General features: G+C 70.7%; 18 protein-coding genes, 1 tRNA gene and 1 pseudogene. 4 read left to right on the forward strand and 16 right to left on the reverse strand.

The window, feature by feature from the left end; translation table 11 throughout:
* Nucleotides 1–340: 340 nt before the first annotated feature.
* Both ABZU99_RS08400 and ABZU99_RS08405 read left to right on the forward strand, forming a co-directional pair.
* Entirely contained in the window at nt 341–739 is a 399-nt protein-coding gene (locus ABZU99_RS08400) for a hypothetical protein (protein WP_355944499.1), read from the forward strand.
* Nucleotides 740–866: 127 nt separating this feature from the next.
* Nucleotides 867–1,511: a dihydrofolate reductase family protein gene (locus tag ABZU99_RS08405; RefSeq protein WP_355944501.1), complete on the forward strand. Its 645-nt coding sequence runs from the start codon at nt 867–869 to the stop codon at nt 1,509–1,511.
* Nucleotides 1,512–1,979: 468 nt separating this feature from the next.
* On the opposite strand, the gene ABZU99_RS08410 is transcribed toward ABZU99_RS08405, so the two are convergent.
* The 3 genes from ABZU99_RS08410 to ABZU99_RS08420 all read right to left on the reverse strand — a co-directional run bounded on the left by ABZU99_RS08410 (nt 1,980) and on the right by ABZU99_RS08420 (nt 7,015).
* A complete protein-coding gene (locus ABZU99_RS08410; protein WP_355944503.1) occupies nt 1,980–4,085 on the reverse strand; it encodes a hypothetical protein in 2,106 nt (701 codons plus the stop codon).
* A 781-nt stretch (nt 4,086–4,866) separates the two neighbouring features.
* Nucleotides 4,867–5,277 carry an SAM-dependent methyltransferase gene (locus ABZU99_RS08415; RefSeq protein WP_355944505.1) on the reverse strand — a complete coding sequence of 137 codons (411 nt, stop codon included), beginning with the start codon at nt 5,275–5,277 and terminating at the stop codon, nt 4,867–4,869.
* Between the two features lie 1,174 nt (nt 5,278–6,451).
* The gene (locus ABZU99_RS08420) at nt 6,452–7,015 is read right to left on the reverse strand and encodes a dihydrofolate reductase family protein (RefSeq protein WP_355944506.1); all 564 of its coding nucleotides are present in this window, start codon (nt 7,013–7,015) and stop codon (nt 6,452–6,454) included.
* Between the two features lie 32 nt (nt 7,016–7,047).
* Between ABZU99_RS08420 and ABZU99_RS08425 the strand changes: the two genes are divergently transcribed.
* Nucleotides 7,048–7,539 carry an ROK family protein gene (locus ABZU99_RS08425; protein ID WP_355944508.1) on the forward strand — a complete coding sequence of 164 codons (492 nt, stop codon included), beginning with the start codon at nt 7,048–7,050 and terminating at the stop codon, nt 7,537–7,539.
* Between the two features lie 10 nt (nt 7,540–7,549).
* Here ABZU99_RS08425 and ABZU99_RS08430 read toward each other — a convergent pair whose 3' ends face one another.
* On the reverse strand, nt 7,550–9,508 hold the full coding sequence (locus ABZU99_RS08430) for a hypothetical protein (protein ID WP_355944510.1): 1,959 nt from the start codon (nt 9,506–9,508) through the stop codon (nt 7,550–7,552).
* A gap of 36 nt (nt 9,509–9,544) precedes the next feature.
* Complete coding sequence (locus ABZU99_RS08435; RefSeq protein ID WP_355944512.1) at nt 9,545–11,056, reverse strand: sulfatase; 1,512 nt, start codon at nt 11,054–11,056, stop codon at nt 9,545–9,547.
* Nucleotides 11,057–11,119: 63 nt separating this feature from the next.
* Between ABZU99_RS08435 and ABZU99_RS08440 the strand changes: the two genes are divergently transcribed.
* Nucleotides 11,120–11,527, forward strand: a complete 408-nt coding sequence (locus tag ABZU99_RS08440; RefSeq protein ID WP_355944513.1) for a hypothetical protein — start codon at nt 11,120–11,122, stop codon at nt 11,525–11,527.
* A 67-nt stretch (nt 11,528–11,594) separates the two neighbouring features.
* On the opposite strand, the gene ABZU99_RS08445 is transcribed toward ABZU99_RS08440, so the two are convergent.
* From ABZU99_RS08445 to ABZU99_RS08495, 11 genes and pseudogenes are all read right to left on the reverse strand, one after another.
* Nucleotides 11,595–11,679, reverse strand: a tRNA-Leu gene (locus ABZU99_RS08445).
* 153 nt (nt 11,680–11,832) lie between these two features.
* Nucleotides 11,833–12,451: pseudogene (locus ABZU99_RS08450) on the reverse strand (aldehyde dehydrogenase family protein); the annotation flags it as partial.
* Between the two features lie 45 nt (nt 12,452–12,496).
* A complete protein-coding gene (locus tag ABZU99_RS08455; protein WP_355944515.1) occupies nt 12,497–13,564 on the reverse strand; it encodes a sugar phosphate isomerase/epimerase in 1,068 nt (355 codons plus the stop codon).
* An 11-nt stretch (nt 13,565–13,575) separates the two neighbouring features.
* A complete protein-coding gene (locus ABZU99_RS08460) occupies nt 13,576–14,973 on the reverse strand; it encodes a nucleotide pyrophosphatase/phosphodiesterase family protein (protein ID WP_355944517.1) in 1,398 nt (465 codons plus the stop codon).
* Nucleotides 14,970–16,148 (reverse strand): metabolite traffic protein EboE, encoded by a 1,179-nt coding sequence (gene eboE, locus ABZU99_RS08465; RefSeq protein ID WP_355944519.1) that lies wholly within the window; start codon nt 16,146–16,148, stop codon nt 14,970–14,972. The genes ABZU99_RS08460 and eboE overlap by 4 nt, the downstream gene beginning before the upstream one ends.
* Nucleotides 16,149–16,155: 7 nt before the next feature.
* Complete coding sequence (locus ABZU99_RS08470) at nt 16,156–17,040, reverse strand: TatD family hydrolase (protein WP_355944521.1); 885 nt, start codon at nt 17,038–17,040, stop codon at nt 16,156–16,158.
* On the reverse strand, nt 17,040–17,858 hold the full coding sequence (locus ABZU99_RS08475) for an EboA domain-containing protein (protein ID WP_355944523.1): 819 nt from the start codon (nt 17,856–17,858) through the stop codon (nt 17,040–17,042). The genes ABZU99_RS08470 and ABZU99_RS08475 overlap by 1 nt, the downstream gene beginning before the upstream one ends.
* A complete protein-coding gene (locus ABZU99_RS08480; RefSeq protein WP_355944525.1) occupies nt 17,852–18,742 on the reverse strand; it encodes a sugar phosphate isomerase/epimerase family protein in 891 nt (296 codons plus the stop codon). The genes ABZU99_RS08475 and ABZU99_RS08480 overlap by 7 nt, the downstream gene beginning before the upstream one ends.
* Entirely contained in the window at nt 18,739–19,863 is a 1,125-nt protein-coding gene (locus ABZU99_RS08485; RefSeq protein ID WP_355944527.1) for an SCO3242 family prenyltransferase, read from the reverse strand. The genes ABZU99_RS08480 and ABZU99_RS08485 overlap by 4 nt, the downstream gene beginning before the upstream one ends.
* Entirely contained in the window at nt 19,860–21,002 is a 1,143-nt protein-coding gene (locus ABZU99_RS08490) for an inositol-3-phosphate synthase (RefSeq protein ID WP_355944529.1), read from the reverse strand. The genes ABZU99_RS08485 and ABZU99_RS08490 overlap by 4 nt, the downstream gene beginning before the upstream one ends.
* A gap of 918 nt (nt 21,003–21,920) precedes the next feature.
* Nucleotides 21,921–23,234, reverse strand: a complete 1,314-nt coding sequence (locus tag ABZU99_RS08495; protein ID WP_356044553.1) for a ThuA domain-containing protein — start codon at nt 23,232–23,234, stop codon at nt 21,921–21,923.
* Nucleotides 23,235–23,341 lie beyond the last annotated feature (107 nt).

A 23,341-nucleotide genomic window follows, 5' to 3' on the forward strand; every position in this document is an offset into this window, starting at 1 on the left:
CCGTGGTGCCGCGCATGGCACCATCCCCGCGGGCGCGAGGAGCAGGCACGTCAACCGACACGGGAAGGGACCACTTCAGGACCATCCCCGCGGGTGCGGGGAGCAGGCGGGCACCTCCGGCAGGGAAGGCTCGGGCGAGGGACCATCCCCGCGGGCGCGGGGAGTGTCAACGGACAGCGGGCCGTCCGGGTGAGCGGACTTTTCAAGTCCTTGGGGGCGGACAGTTGATCTCCCTGTCCGGTATGACTGTTCATCCCTCGGACGGGGGCTCGTATGGGCGTTGGAGACCCCATGCGTCTGTGCCGTCTCCAATGTCAGAGGTGGCTGCGATGCTGCCTGCATGATTCCTTGGAACCTGCTCGACCTCGACAAAGCCTTGCGAGCCAGCTGGGCTGCGGACACCTCCTCGCCCGACGATCAGACCGAGTGGCAGCCAGACAACCCGGCCTGGGGCCACTGCGACATCACCGCCTTGATCGTCCATGACATTTTCGGTGGTCATCTCATGGTCGGCGAGGTGCATCTTGATGGAGACCAGCACGGCTTCCACTGGTGGAACCGGCTGCCCAGCGGTGTCGAACTCGACCTGACGCACGAGCAGTTCCAGCGGGGTCAGACCGTCACCGAGGCCCGTGTCGTCGAACGCCCGCCGGGTCCCCTGCGCCGCTGGGACGAGTACCTTCTCCTGCGCGAACGGGTCATCGAGCACCTCGGTCATCTGCCGGAGCCAGCTGCCTGAGCAGGCCCGGATCCCCGGCTGGTTCAGCGGGATGACGCCCTGACCGGTGGTGACCTGGGTCAGCCGGCGATGAGTTTGCCCGGCCCGGCAAGTCTCACCACCGTTGTCGACAACACAGGAGGAACACGTGGCTCAGCTACTGAGAGTCCAGAACTTCAACGTCTCGAATGACGGAATCGGTGCCGGTGAGGACCAGACCCTCGAGAGGCCATTCGGGCATGTCGATCCCGAGAGGCTGTTCTCCTGGGCCGGCGCCACGGCGAGCTGGCCCATGCGCACCGACCCCGGGGGCAGCCGGGGCCTGGACGACTATCTCACGCGGGACTACGCCCGCAACATCGGCGCCGAGATCATGGGCCGCAACAAGTTCGGGCCCCAGCGCGGGCCCTGGCACAACCTTGAGTGGCAGGGCTGGTGGGGGGACGAGCCCCCGTTCCGCACCCCGGTGTTCGTCATGACCCACCACAAGCGTCCTTCGCTCACGCTTTCCGACACCACGTTCCACTTCGTCGACGGCGACCCGGCCACGGTCCTCGAGCAGGCCCGGGAGGCGGCGCAGGGCAAGGACGTCAGACTCGGCGGCGGCGCTACCACCGTCCGGCAGTTTCTCGACGCCGACCTCGTCGACACCATGCACGTGGCGGTCTCGCCGGTGAAGCTCGGGTCCGGAGTGCGACTCTGGGAGTCCCCCGATGAGCTGCTCGACCGGTTCCACCTGGAGGTCGTTCCCAGCCCGAGCGGCGTGACGCACCACCTGTTCTGGCGAAAGTGACTCGGTCATCAACAGTTCGGCGAGGAAGCCGCGGTAGGTCATCTGATCCTTGACCGCCCGGTCGGCGATCTCGTTGAACTCGTTGCGGATCGACGGCAGCCGCAGAAGGCGGCAGGCGGTGTCGATCGCGGCGTCGGCGGCCTGCTCGGTCAAGCCTCGCTGGCGGGGCAGGGTCACTGGGCTTCTCCCTCACGGTGGTCGCTACCGCTGGTACGGCGGCGTCGGAGCAGTTGGTCATAGGGGGTCACCGACGGCAGCGGTCTGGTGTCCGGCGGGAGGTGCGCAAGGCGCCACTCATGCAACGACGTCACTGTGGCCGGCGTCTGCCCAGGAAGCGCCGGCCGGGCCCGGGCCTGGCTCGCCGATCACGACTGCCGGCCTGCGCCGCGCGCACGTTCCAGCCGGGCCCGGTCCACTCCGTACACCCCGGGGCGGTCGTCATGAGGTACGAGGGCGCGGATCGGGAGGTCAGCGGCGGGGCTTGCGCTTCTTCGCCGTACTGCGCCTCTTCGCCGTACTGCGCCCGTGCCGGGTGCGGGCCGCGCCCCGCCGTCCGAGCTGGGTCGCCTTGGCGCGAAGGGGGCCGTCGGCGATGCGGCGCAGGGTGTCGAGTCCGGCCTGGTCGGGGTGACCGGAGGCGAGTGCGGCCCCGATCGCTGTCTCGGCTTCCACACGGCCCTGGGAAAGCAGGGCTTCCAGGAGGGCCTGCTCGCCGCCCAGGTCGAGGAGTTGGAGGAGGCTTTCGGCGACCATCAGCCCGGCCTCGGTGTCGGTGAGGTCCACGTGGTCGAGGGCGCCGCGCTGAGTGAGGACGGTGAGGGCGGTGGGGGCCAGCTCCGGGTCGCCGCGCAGGGAGCGCAGCAGTTCCGCACCGTCGGGGAGGGCGGTGGTCAGAGTGTCGAGCAGGGCGGCGGCGCGGGTGCGGAACGGGGTGGTGCGTACGGCGTCCAGGAGCAGGTGCCGGGCGGCCTCGGGGCTGTCGTGGGCGGCGGTCCAGGCGGCGAGTTCGGCTTCGGCGTGCTCGGGGTCGTACTCCTGGGCCAGCACGCCCAGCAGTTCGGCGGCGGATGCGTGGGCGAGCTCGCCCACCAGCGGTGCGCTGCGGCCCTGGGCGAGCAGCCGCTGCCGGACGGAGCGGGTGCCCAGATCGGTGAGGCGGATCAACTCGACGGGGTTCGAGGCCAGTTCCGCACGGAGCTTACTCGCGCGTGCCGTGGCTTCCGGGTCCGGGGCGGCCGGGAGGGCCCCCAGCAACTGGGCGAGTTCGGCAGGCATCCCGGCGGGCGGTCGCGGAGCGGCCAGGGGCTCATCGAGTGCGGTTTCCAGGAAGGCGGGGTCGGCCATGCCCTGCTCGCGGGTGATCGCGCCGAGGCGCTGAAGGACGTCCAGGACATGGCGCAGGTCGTGGTCGGCGTCCAGCAGCCACGCCCGCCGCTCGCGTTCCGTCGCCCCGCCGAGGTCGAAACTCATCCGGTAGGCGAGGTGGACCGAGTCCCGCAGCCGGGGCCAGGGCATCGGGTAGGGGAGGCTGTAGAGAGTGTTGAGGACGTCGGGCAGCACGTCCTGGTACACGTCGAACAGCATCGAGGCGCCGTACCCGTCGGGGCCGCCCAGCAGTGGGCCGCGCAGCTCGAAGAACGCCTCGAAGGCGCGCTCCCACAGCGCGAGTGGATCCGCGAGCACCGGGCGCGCCTTGGCCACCGCGTACACCCGGCCCTTGACCACCCGGATCAGCCGGGCCTGCTTCGCCCAGGCGAACAGCAGGTCCAGACGCGGAAGTTCCGCACTGGTGCGCACCTGATCGGCCTGATCCCCGGTGTCCAGAGCGCGGACGAGATCCCGGGCATCGGCGAGGCGCAGCCGACCCGTCTTCGTCAGATCACGGCCCTCGCTCCCGGCCCACCCGGCCAGCCCCGCCAGCTGCCCGATCAGGGGGACCGCGGCGGCCCGCTCCCGCAGCGCGTCCTCCCCCGGCAAGGCGACCGGCAGCTGCGGTTCGGCCCGTTCCACCTGCGCCGGGCCGGCCGTCATCTGCCGGGTCATGATCGCGTCGAGGGCATCGCGGTCGTAGGGAACCTCCCCGCTCCGGGCCCGCTCGGCAAACTGTGCCATCGCCGCCTGGTCCATGATGTCCACGCCCAGCTCGGCGGCAGTAACCGTCCAGAACTTCGCCAGTCCCCAGCGGGTACGGTCCGCCATCCGAGCGCCGAACCCCCCGGCCGCGGAGCTCACCGCTCGCTCCAGTGCGGTGAGGCCCTCCCCGCGGGGATCGGCGAGTCCGACCGCGTCGAGGTACCGCAGCAGGGCCAGCAGCGAACCCGGCCCGTCGGGCACCGGCTGGCCCGGCAGCACCGTCAGCGTCCGCGGCAGCCAGTCCAGGAGGAACCCCTCAGCATGAGCCGCCTGCCACAGCCCCAGACGGCCGTCCACCGTCCCGCTGTGGCGGTAGTCGAGAGCCGACTGCACAACGAACGCGTCCGCTGCCTCATCGTGCTCCCGCGCCCACTCCTCCACCCGACTCGCCAGCACGTCGGCGGCGGCCTCGAACTCCTCCTCGTCGGGCTCGAACAACATGAGCACAGGACAGATAACCTCACAGACGACCGAACGGGACCCAACCACGCTACCCGGCGAAAGCAGGCCCTGGACACCCACAGCAACGGTTGCCGGCCCGCCGGACACGGATCCAGCCCACCGGGCCGCCACACAAGCACCGAACGGGGCCACATCGAACTGGCCGTACTCGGGTGGCGTGCCTGAGGCTATCGGCCACGCAGCACGCTACTGCCGAAATCAACGGACACCGATCTTCAACCGTTCGAGTGGTTCGGTGAGTTGATATCCGGCCAGGTGGCTGGGACGTGTCTCTGGATGAACGCGACTGACACGGGAGAATAAGACCAGGGGGAGAAGCCGACGGAGGGGGCGTCGTGGCACATGTACGCGCGGTGCAAGTCTGAGTAAACGACGGCAGGCCATCCGTCTTGGCCCAGGGGTGGTCGAAGTCGTAGGGGCCGGGATCCAAGGCGTGGGCGACCTCGTGGCCGGTGATCGCGGCCCGGTGATCGGCGGGGGGTGCCGCCGAGAAGCCGACCCGGATGTGGGCCAAGCGCCGCGAGAACACCCCAGCCGACACACCCTGCGGGCTCCGGATCTCGTCCTGCTTGAGGATGTAGCCAAGGGACTGCACGATCCGCTCGGCCGTGCCGTCGCCGACCGCCGTCGCCGACCGCCGTCGGCTACGCGTCGCCGGATGCCACGTCGCCAGATTCGGAGAACAGACCGCGAGGGGCGTTCCCCCACCCGCTGAGGAAGCCGCCTACCTGTGCGGCGACGTCGAGGTGGGCGACAACGGTCACGGCCGCCTCGTGCCGACGAGCGTGGAGAGGTCCGGGGCTAGCCGCACCTCTGCGCAGAGCAGAGCCGGATGCTCAAGCCAGGCCAGGCGGGCGGCGTCTGGCTGGCCGTCGAGCAGCGGTGGCCATTGCGTCATGGGGGTGAAGTCGTCAACGACGATCGTGCCAGCCGGACGGAGCAGGCGCTCCGGATCCACTGGGGACGTCTTCTTACCGTTGCCGCCGCCGTCGGGGACGAACAGGTCGAATGGCGCGCGTTCGTAAATGCGGGTCCAGTCGCCGCAGAGGATCTCCACGTCGGGGATGTCCGCGAAGAGCTTGGCAGTCTCCTCGGCGCGCCGTTCGTCCCGCTCGACGCTGACGATCCGGACGCCGGGTCGACGTCCCGCAATCATCCAGGCCAGACCCACACCGCAGCCGGTCCCCGTTTCCCCGATGCTCTCTCGAGCGCCGGCGGCCAGCGCGTGTAGGAGGCGCCCCTGTTCCGGACGGCACGAGGATGGGAAGTCCAGCCGCCCAGCGAGCTCGACTGCCTCCACCACGAGATCAGGCAGGCCAGTCAGGCGTGCGTAGGCGTCTGTTCCAGAACGGGACATGCTCCCCCTATCCGCGTACGTCAACGACTGCCGCGACTGTCCGGGCAGCCGACCGCTGTCAACCCCAATTGGCGGTATCGGCCGGCTCATAGAAGAGCCCCGCCAACACGTGTCCGATCCCGACTCTTGTGACCTCCAGCCGAGCCAGGGGATCGACGTCCGAGAAGACGAGGGCCGAGGCGGCACGCGGTGAGCGTGGCCCGCGTGGAGCCCAAGCTCCCACCGTACGCGGTGAGTTGATCCGCTGCCCAGTCCAGCAAGGCGCAACGCTGAAGATCTCGTCGGCGGGCGGGGTGACCGGGGTTCCGTCGGGGAAGGGTGTCGGGGCGTCGTTGGTGAGCGTGAACGTGATCCCCGCAGGCCACGGAAGCCAGCGAGCCAATTCACCTGTCCGCTGGTGTGCATAGAAGTGCCCTCCTGCGCCCGTGTTGCCGTCGGCGTTGCCGTCAGGCGGAGCCGCCGACCTCGGCATGCGGGATGGAGTACCCCTGCGGTTCCTGCTCCGTGACCGCGACGGCAAATACGGGCAGTCCTTCGACGCCGTCTTCGACGGCCGATGGCAGAGACGTGATCAAGAGCGCGCCGCGAGCACCGAGGATGAACGCCAGGCAGTGCACGCAGCCGCGTTCGCGGAACCAGCGCAGGACCAGGACGGGCCTGGCGGAGCGGGCCGAGTGCCCGGCTGCCGCGCGGGGTGCCGATCCGCCGCCGGTGTGCGGCCGGCAAGCGTGAGAGATGGTCCACGACGTGGAGCGGGACGTCGAGCGTGGCGACATAGGTGCCCAACGTGAAGCCTCTGGTGGTTGCCGACATGATCTTGTGGTGAGACCTGTCCCACCAGGGGCTTTACGTGGTGTCTGCGGTCGGGTGTGGACCGTTCGACCCGCCTTCGCCAGGCGGTGGTTCACACCGCTTTTCGCGCAGATCATTTCGCTGAGAAGACGTCACTGGCCGGCCCGTTCTTCCCAGGGCTCGGCGAACGAGCCGGCTAACGCGCCACACGGTAGCGGAGGTAGACGAATCTCGAGCTGAAGGTGCGGGTCTCGACGAGTTCGAGATCCACCCGGCGCTCGCGTTGGGGAAAGAACGGAATGCCACCGCCAACCAGCACCGGGTACACCATGGCCCGGTACTCGTCGATCAGACCCAACGCGGCCGCCTCGGCGGCGAGAGCCGCGCCGCCGATCGCGATCTCGCCCTCCCCCGGCTCGGCTCGCAACCGCTCGATCTCCTCCGCCAGGCCGCCGGAGGCCAGGCGGGCATTGCCCTGCACCGCCGACAACGTGGTGGAGAACACCACCTTTGGGAGCGGCTTCCAGAGCGCGGTCCACTCGAGCATTGAGTCGTCGAGCGATGGATCCTGGTGGGCGGTCTCCCAGTACAGCATCGTCTCGTACAGCCGTCGTCCCAACAGGTGGACGCCGACCTCTCGAATCTCGTCGATCCAGAAGCGAAAGACCTCCTCGTCGGGGCCCGTCCAGGCGAAGTCGCCATCCGGCCCGACGATGTAGCCGTCGAGTGAGACGCTCATCGAATAGGTCACGCTGCGCATCAGAAGTCCTCCTCGGGAACGGGTTCGACAGTATGACCGCCGGACGCCTAGGCCCGCACCAGACGCCTACCACTGACTTTGCGAGCCAGCCAGGGTTGCTACGCACGGCACACGACCTGCCTGGACTCATCTCCGCGCTCAACGCGGGCGACCGCACCGCCAAAGCCGTCCTCCGCGCGGCCGGAACCCGGATCGGCCGGGTCCTGGCCGCGACCTCCAATGTCGTTGGCCCTCAGATCAGCGTCATCGGAGGCGAACTCATCCGCACCGGCCCCACCCTCATGGACGCCATCCAGCACGCATTCGACTCTCACACCTTGCCCTGCCCCCAGAACAGGATCAGCCTGCGGACGGCAGGGCTGGGCGAATCGGCCGCGGCACTCGGCGCCGTCGCCCAACTCCTCCCGCACAGCCCACCACCACTCCGCAACCTGCCCCAACCCCGCCGACCCCGCCTCCACAGCGCACCAACGCCCATTCCCATCCCCAAGCAAGGGCGACAGGCATGCGTTGGTACACACTGAGAACGGGACATCAGCTTCGAGCAGGAAAACGCAGTAGCGTCACCGAATGCGCCTTGAACACCCAGTCCAACGTCTTTGCCTTCACCTTGGCTTGTGATTTTTCAATCTTGACGGAGTTCGGGTGCTCTGCGTTGTTGAAGTCGTAGTACGTCCTCCCGGCGACCACGGACACATCGACAGTGCCGGCGGGTGTGAAATCATCCGGAGCGAAGTGCGCCTTGATGTCCTTGTCCGGTGAGCGATTCACCACGAGGACGTTGAGGGCCCCGTCCCGGTCGATGGTGGCCGTCGTCACCAGTGCCTCGTAGGAGGAACCCAGCGGGGTCTTGTCGGTTGCTACGTCGATGTTGTCGTTCACCTTGCTGTCAACGACGTTGCCACCACCATGGAAAACAACCCGCAGCTGCTCGCGCATAATGGCTTCCGGCATGCGCGCGAATTCCGGAGCACCTCCGAACACGGTCCGCGATGCACCGGGCTTGTGGCTGACCAGGTCATTGCTCGCCGTCCATGGAACACCGGCATTGCTGAATCGCGCCCACTGAGACGCCATGTAGAGGACGTGCGACATCGCATAGGAATACTCAGGATAGGCTTCCGTGCTGCGTTGCTTGCCGAAGAAGAGCGCACCGCATTCGGAGACCGCAACGTACGCTCCCTTTTTGCCGTACTTGCGCACCTCAGCCATGAGATCGGTGACCATACTGGCAGCGGCCGCGTCTCCCAGCATCTGGTAGTCGTGGCCGGCCCGCTTGTCGGGGAAGCTGGTGATACGGAGGTCCCGCGAGAAGTTCGTGTAGGGGTGGATGGTCATGCCATCGTAGTCATCGGCATGGCCGTGCTCGGCCATGAGCCGGGGGAAACTCATTTTTCCGGTCACGAGTTTTCCCGCCTCGATGGGCGCCCAGACGGACAGCACGTCGATCGTGGGGTCGACGGCCTTCATCGCCTTGTAATAGTCCACGAAGCCGGCGTGCGGCCCGGAGTCGTAGTCGGTGGTGATCTTTGCCCCCTTCGGGGGAACTTCGCCGTGCCGGCCGTCACCGAACTGAATCGTGCCGCTCTTCGGATCGAAGGTGTAGACCTTGGCGCTTGCGCCCACTGAGGACAAGTCGCTGACTTCACGCCATTTGGTGCCGGAGACACGGACCACCTGGCTCTTGGGCACCACTGGCGGGTACCACACGGTGAAGCTCTGGCTCGGCCGGCCGTTGCTGACCGACGCGGTGGGGCGTTGATCAGTCGGTTGCCCGACACGTTGACGTCGCTGCCGCTGCGTACCACCGAACGCATACTGTTTGATGGCCCTGTCGTCATCGGCGCTCATCCAGTAACGCTGGTACTTCCCGAACAGTTCGTTACCGATTTCCCAGCAACGCACACCGTAGGGTTCGGGGTGGCCGTTCTCCGCCCGCAAGTTCCCCCACTTCGTTCCTTGGGGGGCGTTCATGTACGCCACCCAGTCCGCGATTTCTTGTGGTGTCGAATTCGCGAACGGCGCCATGATCTGTGGCGTACCGTCGATCTCCTTCAGAAGGGACATGTACTCGTCCGGGCCGTACCTGCTGTCCACCTGAGCCCCATGTTGCCCCTCGACCTGGCGGGTCCGGCGCGATTGGGGTCCCACGGCCCCGTTCCAGTTGAACAGGTTGGACGAGGTCCCGCCCGGATACCGTACGAGGGCGATACCGCTCTGTTTGATCTTCTTGACGGCAACCGGTTCGGGGGCGTTGGCCTTTGGATCCCACAGACCGTAGGAGTCCCTGTACCACTTGGCGCCGTTGACCCCCGCCATGAGTCGGCTCACCTTGGAGAGGGCCCGCTGTGTGTTGACAGCGATGACCGGACCGGCTCCGTCCGCTGCCCCCTGCTCATCCCGAGCGCCGTCGGGGTCGCATCCCGCGACGGTGACGCCGACCGTCAGGGCTATCCCGCTGTGCAGAAAGTCGCGCCGATTGAATCCACTCATGTATACCTCCTCAGGGTTCGGTGAGGCCCCACGCCATCACTTCTGGACGCGGGACGCGGCCTGGCAGCTCTTCGCGCCACGGCAGTGCTTCAGCGCGGTGAGGGTCTTATGCAGGGAAGCGCGTTTCTCGGCCGGAAGGGATGCCGCAAGGTTCTTCAACTGGTGGGGGTCGGACCGGGTCTCGTAGTACTCCCGCTCCCCGGTGGCGTACTCGATGTAGAGGGAGTCCGCGGTCCTGATCGCCTCGTAGCTGGGCGGGTTGCCGGCGTCGTCCGGAGCCGCGTCCGGGTCGTTCTTCTTGGACTTCGCGTGGTGGTGTTCGACGAGCACGGCATCGCGCCAGTCGTCCGCCCGCCGACCGTGCAGCAGCCCGCTGAGGCTCCGCCCGTCGACGGTCGACGGCGGCTTCGCGCCCGCGAGTTCCAGGAAGGTGGGGTTGAGATCGACATTCTCGGCCAGTTGCGAAACGCTCTTCCCGGCGGGCACGTCGGGACCTGTGACCACCATCGGCACCCTGATGTCGGTGTCGTAGGCGGTCTGCTTGCCCGGGCGGAGCCGGTACTCACCCATGTGGAAACCGTTGTCCGAGCCGAACACCAGGTAGGTGTTGTCCGCCAGGCCCTTCTCCTTGAGCCGGCTCCTCAGGTGGCCGATCATCTCGTCCACCGCCTGCACGGAGCGCACCCGCTGGCGGAACTTCCCGTCGATCTGCTTCTTTTCCTTGGGCGTCAGGGGCGTCAGCTTGCGCTGCCACTTCGGCGCCGGCTCGGAGGTCCTGTCGTAGGCGGGTGTGCGGGGAGCCTTGAGTGTGGGGAACTCGTCGATGTGGCGCGGTGCCGGGATGGCGGGGGCGTGGGGGGTGAATGTCGCTACCGTCAGCATGAACGGCTTGTCCGCCTTCGCGGAGGAGTCGACGAAGGAGGTGGCCTTCTTCGACAGCACATCCGTCAGATAGTCCTGGGGGGCTTCCCCGTAGCGCTCGACCTCGCCGTTCTCATTGAGGTCGTAGTTGTAATTGCGATAGCCGTCGCCGGCGACATCCCACTCGTCCCAGCCGGGCGGGACGTACTTGTTCTTCGGCCGGTAGCCATTCAAGTACTTCCCCATGAATCCGGTCCGGTAGCCGGCCCGTTGCAGAGCTGGTGCGAACGACTTGTGTTCGTTGTCGTTCTTCGTGAAGGCGCCGTAACCGCCGTCAGCGCCGTTGTTGGTGAAGACCCCGGTGTTGTGCGGGTACTGGCCGGTGAAGATGGACGAGCGTGACGGGCAGCACAATGAGTCAGTGGTGAAGAGATTGGGGAATGACGTCCCGCTCTTTTCTATCTGCTGCACATGCGGCATGTACCTGATGAGGTTCGACGAAAGGTCATCGGTCAGCACATAGACGATGTTGGGTTTGTGCGCCGCCCTCGTGGCGCTGTCGGCCGACGCATCGGTCCTGCCGGCCCGAGCGGTGTCCGTCTTCCCCAGACACGACGTCAGTAATGCGGCGGCCACCGCCATACACAATCCGGCCGTGACCGTGCGGCGGCGTTGGATACCGAGCATGAGTATTCCTCCACGGAATCGGGTGTCGCCGGGTACGGTAGGGCTCGACTTTGTGGGATTCTTGTGGCCCGAGCCTTCGCCCCGGACCGGCTCACCGCCACTCTCACCGCGCTCAGCCAGGCCAGTCACGCCGCGAGTGCGGCACAGCCCCAGAGCCCCGAGCAGGTCCAAGCCCGCCAGGCGATCAAGGAATGCGAGCGGCGCCTCGCCCGCTACCAGGCGACCCTCGACGCCGGAGCCGACCCAGCCGTCGTCACCCAGTGGATCAATGAGGCGCAACGCGACAGGAAAGCGGCACAGAAGAAGGTCGATGCCCTGCCATCCGTCACTCGGAAGAAGGAACCACCTCTCACCCCCGACCAGATCCGGGAGATCACTGAGAGGCTCGGAGACATCACACAACGCATCCAAGCGGCCGACCCCGACAAGAAAGGCCCGCTCTACGAGGCCCTGGGCATCACGATCGCCTAGAAAACGCAACGAGGACCGCGACCGTAAGGTCGAGGCACTCGCTTCCGTCTCGTTATCGCGAGTCGAGTGTCCGAGGGGGGACTTGAACCCCCACGCCCGATAAAGGGCACTAGCACCTCAAGCTAGCGCGTCTGCCATTCCGCCACCCGGACCAGGTGTGCCGCGCGGTTGCCCGCGGCGGCAAAGACAACAATACCAAGGATTCGGAGTGCGTTTCACTTGCGTATGCGCACCCTCGCGCACCGCCCCGAGCCGCGCCGACCTGCGAGGACGGGGCTCGGGACGGGTGTGGTCACGGTGGGTGATCAGTCGGTCATCAGGTGGTGGTGGGGGAGGTTACCGGGGAGGCGCTCGGGCTCCGGGCCCTGGGTGACCGCGCGGACCAGGAGGTCGCCGCCGACGAAGGCGCCGCGCCAGGAGGCGCCGAAGCCGCCGACGAGCTCTTCGCGGTCGCCGCGGGAGCGGGGCTTGCCGTGGCCGACCTTGAAGCGCGGATCTGGGGGGCGAGACGGGTGCGGGTCTCGGGGTCGTCGCGGGAGAGGTGGCGACGAGGGCACCGTTGCCGGCGTTCATGGCGGCGAGCAGTCTGGCCTCGGTGTCGACGAGGACGATGGTGTCGACGGGGCCGAAGGGCTCGGCGTGGTGGAGGGGCGAGGTGGAGGGCGGGTTGAGGAGGATGACGGGGGCCGTATGGGCGGAGAGGTCCCGGCCGGGGAGGAAGCGGCCGTCGGCGAGGTCGCCGCGGTGGAGGGGGACGGCTCCGCGGTCGATGGCCTCGGCGACCTGGTCGGTGAGCTCCTTGGCCTTGGGGGCGTTGATCAGGGGGGCCGAAGTCCAGGTCGGGGAGGTCGTCGGATGCGTTCTCCACCGCCAGGGGGAGCCGACGCGGATGGCCCGGACCGCGGGCAGACAGACGGAGAGGAACGTGGCCGGGGTGCGGGTGCCCCGGCCCGACGGCAGGGCTGTCCTTCAGTGCCGTCCGCCGCACCGCAGGGACCGCAGATAGCGGGCGGAGCGGCGGGCGGTGGTGAGCGAGTCGGCCGGCTGGTCGTGTTCCACCAGCCAGTTGTGGTCGCGGCGGCCCCCGTGGGTGCGGCCGACGGCGGTCAGGAAACGCCGGTAGTCGATGTCACCGTCCCCGACGTCCACCATGCGGTAGCCGTCGGTGGCGGTCTCGTCGTGTTCGCCGTCCTTGACGTGGAAGAGCGGATAGCGGTGCGGGGCCCGGAGCACGTAGTCGAGCGGTTCGAAGGGCGCCGGGGTGCCGTCTGCCTTCTTGCCGAAGCGGTACTGGCCCACATACGCCCAGTAGATGTCCATCTCCAGATGGACCAGCTCGGGGTCGGTCTCGGCGAGCAGCACGTCGTAGAGGCGCACATCCGGCCGGTCGGTGGCGAAGGAGAACTCCTCGGCGTGGTTGTGCTGGTAGAACTTCAGCCCGCGCGCCTTGGCCGCCGCCCCGTAGGTGTTGAACTCCTCGGCGCACCGCTTCCAGCCGTCGACCGTGGAGCCGTAGCGCCAGGGACCGGAGGCGGTGCCCACATGGGGCAGCCCGAGGGCCTCGGCGTCGTCGAGCACCTTGGTGAGGTTGGTGGCGAAGGTGTACGCGCCCGGGTCGTCGGACCAGTAGCCGACATGGCTGCCGATGCCGCGCAGCCCGTTGTCCCGCAGCAGTCGCTTGAGCTGCCTCAGGGTGATGGCGCCCGCCCCTTGGGTGTATCCGGCGAACTCGACCTGGTCGTATCCGTAGCGGGCCAGCTCCTCGAAGACCCGGGCGAAGCCGATCGACTGGACCTGGTCGCGGAGGGTGTAGAGCTGGATGCCGAGGTGGCCGGGCGGGACGAGGGGGCCGCCCTCGGCGGACCGAGCGGTGCCGGCGGCGGTGGCGGTGGCGGTGCCGGTGCCGGTGGTGCCGGCCGCGGTGGCGGCGCCGGTGCCGAGCAGAGTGGCCGCCGTGGCCCCCGCGGCGACGCCGAGGAATCTGCGGCGGCGGAGGGTGTCGGCGAGTTCGGGGTGGTCGCTGCGGGTGCTCTTCACGTGCGTCTCCTTCAGTTGTGGTGGAGGCCGGCGAGGCGCAGGAGCAGTGACTTGACGTCGGTGGCGGCCACGCGGCCACCGACGGCGTCCGGCTGGGAGCAGATGAGGACGGGCCCGTCCTCGTCGCGGTCCGGAAGGCGGCCGTGGCTGCCGCGCACCGGGGAGGGATCGAGCGGGACGACGGCCATGCGGTAGCGCATCCCGGTCTTCTTGCGGGCGAGCGCGGCGGCAGCCCGCACCCGCACATAGGGGTCCTTGGGGTCCAGGAACAGCTCGGCCGGGTCGTAGCCGGGTTTGCGGTGGATCTCGACCAGCTGGGCGAAGTCGGGGGCCCGGGCGTCGTCGAGCCAGTAGTAGTACGTGAACCAGGCGTCCGGCGCGGCGAGCGCGACCAGTTCCCCGGAGCGGGGGTGGTCCAGGCCGTGCGCCTTCTTCCCCTCGTCGTCCAGCAGTTCGGCGAGGCCCGGCAGCCCGGCCAGCGCGGCGCGCGTGGCGTCCAGGTCCTCGGGGCGGCGCACATAGACATGGGCGAGCTGGTGGTCGGCCACGGCGAACGCGCGGGAGGCCCCGGGGTCCAGATACTCCATGCCGTCCTGGGTGTGCACCTCCAGCAGCCCGGCGCGGCGCAGCGCCCGGTTGATGTCCACGGGCCGCGAGACCCGGGTGATGCCGTACTCGGACAGCGCGACGACGGTACGGCCCCGGGCGGTCGCGTCGTCCAGCAACGGGCCGAGGGCGGCGTCGAGTCCTGCCGCGGCGGCGTGGGCGCGGGGGTCGTCGGGGCCGTACCGCTGGAGGTCGTAGTCCAGGTGCGGGAGGTAGGCGAGGACGAGATCGGTGGGCCGGGTGCGCAGGATGTGGCGGGTGGCGTCGATGATCCACTGGGTGGAGACCAGATCGGCGCCGGGTCCCCAGAAGTGGAAGAGCGGGAAGGTGCCGAATTCCGCGGTGAGCTCGTCGTGGAGGTCGGTGGGCCGGGTGTAGCAGTCCGGCTCCTTGCGGCCGTCGGCGTAGTAGACGGGGCGCGGGGTGACCGTGATGTCGGTGTCCGAGCCCATGGCGTACCACCAGCAGATGTTGGCGACGGTGTAGCCGGGGTGGGCGCGGCGGGCCGCGTCCCACAGCTTGTCGCCGCCTACGAGGCCGTTGTACTGCCGCCACAGCAGCACCTCGCCCAGCTCGCGGAAGTACCAGCCGTTGCCGACGATCCCGTGCTCGGCGGGGGTGGCGCCGGTCAGGAACGTCGACTGGGCGGCGCAGGTGACGGCGGGCAGCACGGTGCCCAGCGGGGCGTACGAGCCGGAGCGGGCCAGGGCGCGCAGCCGCGGCATGTGGTCGAGCAGGCGCGGTGTGAGGCCGACCACGTCGAGGACGAGGAGAGGCGTCGGGCCGGTCCTGGCGGTGCTCATGGCAGCTCCTTGAGGCCGAGGTCGGTCAGCAGATCGCGGGCGAGGGCCAGTTCGGCGGCGATCCCGTCGGCCAGCCGGTCGCGGCTGCGCGGGCGCAGCTCGGGCGGGAGCGCCTGCCAGGTGTAGGTCTCGACCTCGAGATGGCGGGTCAGCGGCGCGGCGCCGCCGACGAGCCGGGTGAGGGTGTCGGTGAGCACGGGGAGCGTGGAGGTGAGCGGGGGCTCGGGCGCCGCGTGCAGCGGTATGTGGAAGTGCGACCGCCAGGGCGCGGTGCCGCCGAGCCCGCCCGCGAGCGCCTCGTCGAGGTCGTCCGTGCCGTGGACGCCGCCCTCCGGGGCGCGGGTGCGGGTCTGGTGGAGGAAGCGGGGCTCGGCGAAGGCGGCGAGGGCGGTCCGTACGGCGGGCAGCCGCGGATTCTCGGCGTGCAGCGCGGCGGACAGCTGGGCCTTGACGACGGGCACACCGGCGGCGGTCAGCGCGTCGACGGCGGCGTCCGGGTCCTCGAACTGCGTCGCCAGATGGCAGGTGTCGACGCAGACCCCGATGCGCTCGGGGGGCGGTCCGCCGGGCACGGTGAGTGCCTCGATGGCCTGGGCGGTCGTCTCGACGGTGCAGCCGGGCTCCGGTTCCAGGCCGATACGGATCGAACGGCCGGTGAGCTCCTGGATGGCGTCCAGCCGCTCGGCGAGGACGGTGAGATTGCGGCGGGCGGTACGGGCGTGGTCGGCGTCGAAGGGGGTGCGCCAGGCGAGGGGCAGCGTGGAGATGGAGCCGTCGGTGATGTCGTCGGGGAGCAGGGCGGCCAGCAGCCGGGCGAGATGGGTGGTGTGGTCGAGCCGCTCGGTGTCCGTCCAGTCCGGCTTGTAGACGCGGTACTTGACCTCCTGGGCGCCGAATCCCTCGTACGGGAAGCCGTTGAGCGTCACGACCTCCAGACCACGGGTGTCCAGTGCCGTGCGCAGGCGGCGCAGCTCGGCGGGGTCCGCGATCAGGGTGCGGGCGGCGTCGCGGGCCAGCCACAGGCCGATGCCGAGCCGGTCACGGCCCAGACGGCGGCGTACCGGCTCGCAGTGCAGCCGGAGCTGGTCGACGACACCGTCGAGGTCTTCGGCGGGGTGGACGTTGGTGCAGTAGGCGAGGTGGACGGTGGAGCCGTCGGGGTGGCGGAAGCGCATCGGTTCATCACCGCCCCGTCGGTGCGGCGGGGGCGCCACGCAGGATGGAGTTGCCCTCGTGGGTGGCGGTGGGCTCGGCCTCTCCGGTGTCCAGATCGAGGTCGAGACGTCCGCTCAGCCCGTAGAAGGCGACCGGATTGCGCCACAGCACCTGGTCGACGTCCTCCTCGCCGAAGCCGGCCGCCAGCATCGCCTCACCGACCCGCCGCGTCTTCAGCGGATCGCTGCGTCCCCAGTCGGCCGCGGAGTTCACCAGGATGCGGTCCCGCTCGGCCCCGTACTCGCGCAGTACGCGCACCATGCGCCCCTCGTCCATCTTGGTATCGGGGTAGATCGAGAACCCGAGCCAGCAGCCGCTGTCGGCGGCCGCTCGTACGGTGGTCTCGTTGAGATGGTCGAGCAGGACATGGCCGGTGGGCAGAACGGACTCGCGGACGACGTCGAGCGTACGGGCCAGGCCCGCCGCCTTGTCCCGGTGCGGGGTGTGGACGAGGGCGGGCAGCTCGTGGTCGGCGGCCAGTTGGAGCTGGGCGGCGAGAGCGGCGTCCTCGGCGGGGGTCATCGAGTCGTAGCCGATCTCGCCGACGGCCACGACACCGTCCTTGACGAGATAGCGCGGCAGCTCGTCCAGGACGGGCGCGCAGCGCGGGTCGTTCGCCTCCTTGGGGTTGAGGGCGAGCGTGCAGTGGTGGGCTATGCCGTGCTGGGCGGCGCGGAAGGGTTCCCAGCCGAGGAGGGAGTCGAAGTAGTCGTAGAAGGAGGCGGGCGAGGTGCGGGGCTGCCCGAGCCAGAAGGAGGGCTCCACGACGGCGCGCACGCCCGCGGCGTACATGGCTGCGTAGTCGTCGGTGGTGCGCGAGGTCATGTGGATGTGGGGGTCGAAGATACGCATCAGCATTCCTCGCGGGTCAGGGCCAGTACGCGGACGAGATCGGCGGGCACGGGTCGGCCGGCCGCGGTGCGCTCACCGGCGTAGTCGGTGAGCATGCGGGCCAGCTCGCCGTCGCCCCGGGCGCGGTGTTCCCACTCGGCCACGGCGGCCATGGGCACCCCGGTGAAGAGGCACTTCAGCACGGCCTGCCGCCAGCTGTGGGGGCTCAGGTGACGGGCCGTGTACCAGCCGATGGCGGCGGCCATCAGCCGGGTGTCATTGGTCCGCAGCGCGTCCTCGACCAGCGGCACCGCGTCCGCGCCGAGGGGGAGATACGGCAGCGCGAGCAGCACGGCGCGGCGCTCGGCGCCGGTCCCGTGCGTGTACAGCCGCTGAGCTGTGCGGGCGTCGGCCTGCGCGGCATGGAGGAGCAGGACGCGGGCGGCGTCGGCGGGAGGGTGGGGGGCGGGCGGCCGGTCGGTGGCAGGGGTGGGGTTGGTGGCTTGGGTGGGGTCGGTGGCTTGGGTGGGGTCGGTGGCTTGGGTGGGGTCGGTGGCTTGGGTGGGGTCGGTGGCTTGGGTGGGGTCGGTGGCTTGGGTGGGGTTGGTGGCTTGGGTGGGGTTGGTGGCTTGGGTGGGGTCGGTGGCGGGCGCCGGGTCGGAGGGTGCGGCGCGGCGGCAGTGGCGGCCGGCGGAGGCGAAGGCCGACTCCCATGGTGCGGGGCCGGAATCCCGCGCCTCTGCCCCGGCCGCCTCCGCCAGGGCCTTGTCCAGCCAGGCACGTGCGTCCTCGTCCAGTCGCTCGTGCAGCGCCTCGCGCAGGGCGGTCGGGGTCAGCACCGGACGGCTCCCTCGATCGCGGAGCGCTCGGCGTCCTTGAGGAAACGGAGGGAGGTACGGGCCAGTTCCGGGCCGGCGTGGGAGTGGCGCGGCAGCTCCACGCCGACCAGCCCCCGGTAACCCGTCGCCCGCAGCGCCTCCAGCACCGGCGGGAAGTCGATCTCCCCCTCGCCGAACGGCAGATGCTCATGCACCCCGCGCCGCATGTCCTCGATCTGCACATGCCGCACCCATGGCGCCGCCGCACGCACGCACTCGGCGGGCGGCGCCGGTTCGAGGCACTGGCAGTGACCGATGTCGAGGGTGAGTCCGAGGGCCGGCGGATCGCCGAGCGCCGTACGGAGCCGGTTGAATCCGGCGAGGTCGGCGAGGAGGTGTCCCGGTTCCGGCTCGACCGCCAGGGCCACGCCCGCCGAGGCGGCGGCGTCCAGTACGGGCCCGAGGGCGCCGGCCAGCCGGCGCCAGGCGGTCTCCTCCGACGCGCCAGGGGGTGTGACACCGCTGAAGCAGTGCACGGCCCCCGCCCCGAGCTCGGCGGCCACCCTCACGGCGCGCAGCAGCAGATCCACGCGGGCGTGCCGGGCCTGTGGGTCGGGGTCGAGGAGGGTCGGGTGGTGCTTGCGCCGCGCGTCGAGGACGTACCGGGCGCCGGTCTCGACCGCGACACCGAGGCCGAGCCCCTCCAGGCGCCGCGCGACCTCGCGGGTGCGGGCGGCGAGGTCCGGGGCGAGGGGGTCGAGATGCATATGGTCGAGGGTGAGCGAGACGCCGTCGTAGCCGAGGTCGGCGAGGAGGGCGAGGGCGTCGGTCAGACGGAGGTCGGTCAGCCCGTTGGTGCCGTAGGCGAACCGGAGGCGGCCCGGGGCCGGTGTCGTGGTGGTCAAGTCGGGCTCACCTTTCGGGCGAGGCGGCGAGCGACGGGTACGAGCGCGAGCAACGACAGCGCGGTCCGCTGCGCGCCCGCCCGCGAGGCCAGCGCCGCCTGAAGCGGGATCATGGCGCGGATGCCCCCGCCGACGGCGCTCTGGAGGAGGTACGGGGAGGGGTTGAGCGCGGCATGGGCGAGCGGGCGGGCGGCGGTCGCCGTATAGGTGGCGGCGAGAGCGGCGGTGGCCGCGGCGGCCGTGCGATGGGCGACGGCGTGGCGGCGGGCCGCTGGTTCATGGGGTGCGAGCCGGTCCATCGCCGCTGCACGGATCGTTTCTGTGGCCGCGGTGGTGACGGCGCGCCGGCCGAGGAGGGACGGACGTCGCCGGGCCCCCCGGCCGTGCGCGGCGGGGCGTCGTGCGACGGACCATGCGATCGCCGCGCCCGTGGCGAGCGCCGCGAGGGGTGGCGCCGAGGAACCCCCCACCGCCTCCCGGCGGGAGACCGTGGTCACGGCGAGGGTGTGGGCGCCGAGCAGGGCGGCCGAGGGGAGGGCGGAGCGTACGGCCCCCGCGGCGAACGCCCCGTCGGGAACTCGGGCGGACGCCCCGTCGGAAACTCCGGCGGAGGCCCCCGCGGAAACCCCGGCGGAAGCCCCCGCGGAGGCCGTGGCTCCGAGGAGAAGGTCCAGGGCGCGGGCCGCGGCCATCGTGGGCGGGCCCGCCGGAGTGTTCTTCAGCCCGAGGTCATACGCCCACACCGTGCCCGCGAGCACCGTCGCCGTGCCGAGGGCCGGCCGGCCTGCCGCCGCCGCGCAGACCAGCCCGGCGGCCGTCAGCCCCGTCGCGGCGACGAGGGCGGCGGCCGGGGCGATACGGCCCGACGGGAGCGGGCGGCCGGGCCGCTCGATGGCGTCGACATCGCGGTCCGCCCAGTCGTTGAGCGCCATCCCCGCCTCGTACAGGCACAGCGACGCGCAGGCGGCGAGCGCCGTACCCCGGTTGGGCCCGCACCGCGCCGCCGCCGCGCCCGCGAGGGCGTCACCCGGCACGGTGAACAGGGCCGAGACCCGTAGCAGTTCTGCCCACGCCGCCGCGCGGCGGCCGACGCCGCGCTTCTCGTTGTACCGCGCCGTCATGCCCGCCCCCGCAGCCGGGCGGCGAGGCCGGCCAGCGCCGCGTACTGGTCGGCCAGTGCGGACGGGCCTCCGTCCGGGTCCTTGAAGTAGAAGCCGAGCTCGCCGAGCGGCCCGGCGAGGCCCACCTCGTGGGCGCGGGCCGCGAACCGGGCCAGATCGAGGACGAGGGGCGCGGCGAGGGCCGAGTCACAGCCCTGCCAGATGGTCTGCAGGACCATCCGGGAGCCGAGGAAACCGTCAAAGGCGACGTGGTCCCAGGCGGTCTTCCAGTCGCCGAGCGCGGGAACGTTGTCTATGTGGAGCTCGCCGTCGGGGAGTTCGCCGAGGGTCTCGGCCAGGACACGCGCCTTGCCGGCGTTCTTGGCGGCCGCGGCGCCCGGGTCGGCGAGCGCGGCGCCGTCGCCGCCGCCCAGCAGGTTCGTACCGGACCAGGCCCGTACGGGCAGCGCCCGCTGCGCGAACATCGGCGCCAGGACGGACCGCAGAAGGGTCTGCCCGGTCTTGCCGTCGCGGCCCGCGTACGGCAGTCCGGAGCGCGCGGCGGCCTCACGCAGCCGGGGATGGTGAAGGCCGGTGGAAGGGGTGAAGTTGACGTACGGGCAGCCGGCGCGGAGGGCGGCCGCGGCGTAGAGGGAGCTGGGCGGCAGGGCGTCCGGATCCGGCGGAGCGGCTTCGGTGGAGGCGACGTTGACGACGACGGCACGGGCGAGGCCGTTGGTACGGACGAAGTCGGCGAGGTCGGCGGCGAAGGCCTCGATCAGCTCCTCCTCGCCCCGGGTGTCCCCGGGTTGCGGCCCGCCGGGGCGGATCGCGGCGTCGGCGGCGGCGAGTTCGGCACGCACGGCGCCGGACAGCCCATGCGGCACCACCCCGTCGGCGGCCAGCGCCTCGGCCCGCTTGGGGAGCGGGGTGGTGGCGGTGTCATGGCCGCCGAAGACGAGGTCGGCGAGGGCGGGAAGGCCACAGTCCGCCAACGGCGCGGTCTCGCTCACCATGCCGGTCGCCGGATGCAGTCCCGCCGCGACGGCGGCACAGCCGGTGACGGCGGTGGTGGCGACGGAACCGCGGGCACCGATGAGCCAGACCCCCGTGCGGGGTGCGCTGCGCGGATGGGTGAGGTCGTCGGGGCGGGTGGTCATGAGCTGCCTCTCCGTGGGGTGGTGCGGTGCGGTTGAGCGTTGGCGCGACGCGTGGTTCCTCGCCCGGGCGTGCGGAGCGGTCGCTGCCGGTGTGAGGTGACGCGGTGACGATGGTCTTGGTGACGCGGTGACGCGGTGACGCGGTGACGCGGTGACGCGGTGACGCGGTGACGCGGTGACGCGGTGACGCGGTGACGATGGTCCCGGTGGGGTGGTGAAGCGGTGACGATGGTCCCGGTGGGGTGGTGAAGCGGTGACGATGGTCCCGGTGGGGTGGTGAAGCGGTGACGATGGTCCCGGTGGGGTGGTGATGTGGTGACGCGGGTTCCGCGGTCGTGCCGGGGACCCGGTGGCGTACCCCGCGTGGGTCGTGCCGGCGGTGCGGGCGCACACGAGGTGGCCCGGGGCCTCGCTGCTGCGGCCCCGAACTCCCGGACCACAGGCCCGACTTCAGGGCTCCAGCCGAATCGAGCCGGATCCGGTGCCGATCCCGGTCGGCGTGGGCCAGGGGCGACCGCCTCCGTCCCGGGGCCGGAGTTCGGGCCGATACCGCCCCGAGCCGGGAACGCTCGCCCGGCCGGATACCGGCCGGCCCGCGGCCGCAGGCCCGGAGCCGGGCCCAAGGCCGGAGCCGGGCCCAAGGCCGGAGCCGGGCCCAAGGCCGGAGCCGGGCCCAAGGCCGGAGCCAAGGCCGGGGCCGGGGCCAAGGCCGGAGCCAAGGCCGGGGCCGGGGCCAAGGCCGGAGGCCCCAGGGTTCCGCCGGGCCCCGGGGAACGGCGGCGGGGAGGAGGCGGCGTACTCCTCCCCGCCGCCCCGCGCCGCCCCAACGGCTCCCCTCGGGCCGTCAGGGCGGCCGACCGGGGTCCAGGGGGTGTCTCGTGGACCATGCCGGGCTCAGCCTGGTCCACGAGACACCCCCTAGGGGCTCCTCGGCGGGAGGTCCTTGATGCGGATATGACGGAAGGAGACCTCGTCCCCCTCCCCGTGGTTCTGGATGCCGACGTAGCCGCGGCGCAGGCTCCGCGCCGGATCCCGGTTGGTGAAGTCGTTAATCGGGACGCCGTTAAGCCAGACTCGCAGTCGCTCGCCCTGTACCCGGATCTCATAGGTGTTCCACTCCCCCGGCGGGTTCAGCGCGCCGTCCCGCTTGGCGAGGTCAGCGGACTGGAAGCCGTACACCGCCCCCGTGGTGCGATCGGGAGTGTCCGTGGCATCGATTTGGATCTCGTAGCCGTGGTCGACCGCGGACCAGGGGTCATCGGAGGCCGGGAAGCCCACGAAGACTCCTGAGTTGTCGTCACCACTGAGCCTCCAGTCCAGCTTGATCGAGTACGAGCCCAACTCGCGCGCACGGTACCAGAGCATGCCCATGCCGCCGGTGGAGGTGAGGGTGCCGGACGCCGTGTCGAGGGTGAACCCACCGGGCCCCGCCTGCTTCCAGTCCTCGGCCGACGTGCCGTCGAACAGCGGCCGGTAGCCCCGCTCCGGGCGGCAGTCGGCCTGGGCCGCGCCCGTGGCGTAGCGGATGCCGCCCAGCAGGTGCCGGCGGAAGGCGGGGTCGGCGTAGGACTCCTTCGTGTGGCCGAAGCCGGTGTAGAAGGCGCGGCCGCCGCCGTAGGTCTGGCACCAGGCGATGGGGTGGTCCTCCCCCATCGTGCCGCCCTGATACGAGGACTCGTCGAGCGTGGCGAGGACGTGCGCCCGGTCGCGGGGGTTGGTGCGGTAGTTGTACCACTCGTCCGTCCGCTCCCACACCGGTCCCAGATGCGAGGTGGCGGGATGGGCGCGGTCCTCGACGGCGACCGTGGCCTGCTGGATGGCGGGGTGGGACTGGAAGTACGCGCCGACGAGACCGCCGTAGAAAGACCAGTCGTATTCGGTGTCGGCGGCCGCGTGGACGCCTGTATAGCCGGCGCCGGCGCCTATATAACGCTCGAAGGCGGACTGCTGGCCGGCGTCGAGGACGTCGCCGGTCGTGGAGAGGAAGACGACTGCGTCGTAGCGGGCGAGGTTGCCGGGGGTGAAGGCGCCGGCGTCCTCGGTGGCGTCGACGGTGAAGCCGCCCTGCGCGCCGAGCTCCTTGATGGCGGCGATGCCGTCGGGGATGGAGTCGTGGCGGAAGCCCGCCGTCTTGGAGAAGACGAGGACGCGGTCGTCGGGCGCCGAGGACCGGGGCTCGCCGGAGGCGGCGGCGGGCAGGGCCGTCGCGGCGAGCAGCAGCGTGGCCGCCATGGTGGCGAGGCGGGCTCCGTGCCTGGGTCCGGGTTGCGGTCCGGGGTGCGGTCCGCGGCGCGGTCCGGGGTGCGGTCCGGGGTGCGGTCCGGGGTGCGGTCCAGGGC

Origin of the sequence: Streptomyces sp. NPDC005266 (genome assembly GCF_040607655.1) — a bacterium.
In the GTDB taxonomy this organism is placed as follows: domain Bacteria; phylum Actinomycetota; class Actinomycetes; order Streptomycetales; family Streptomycetaceae; genus Streptomyces.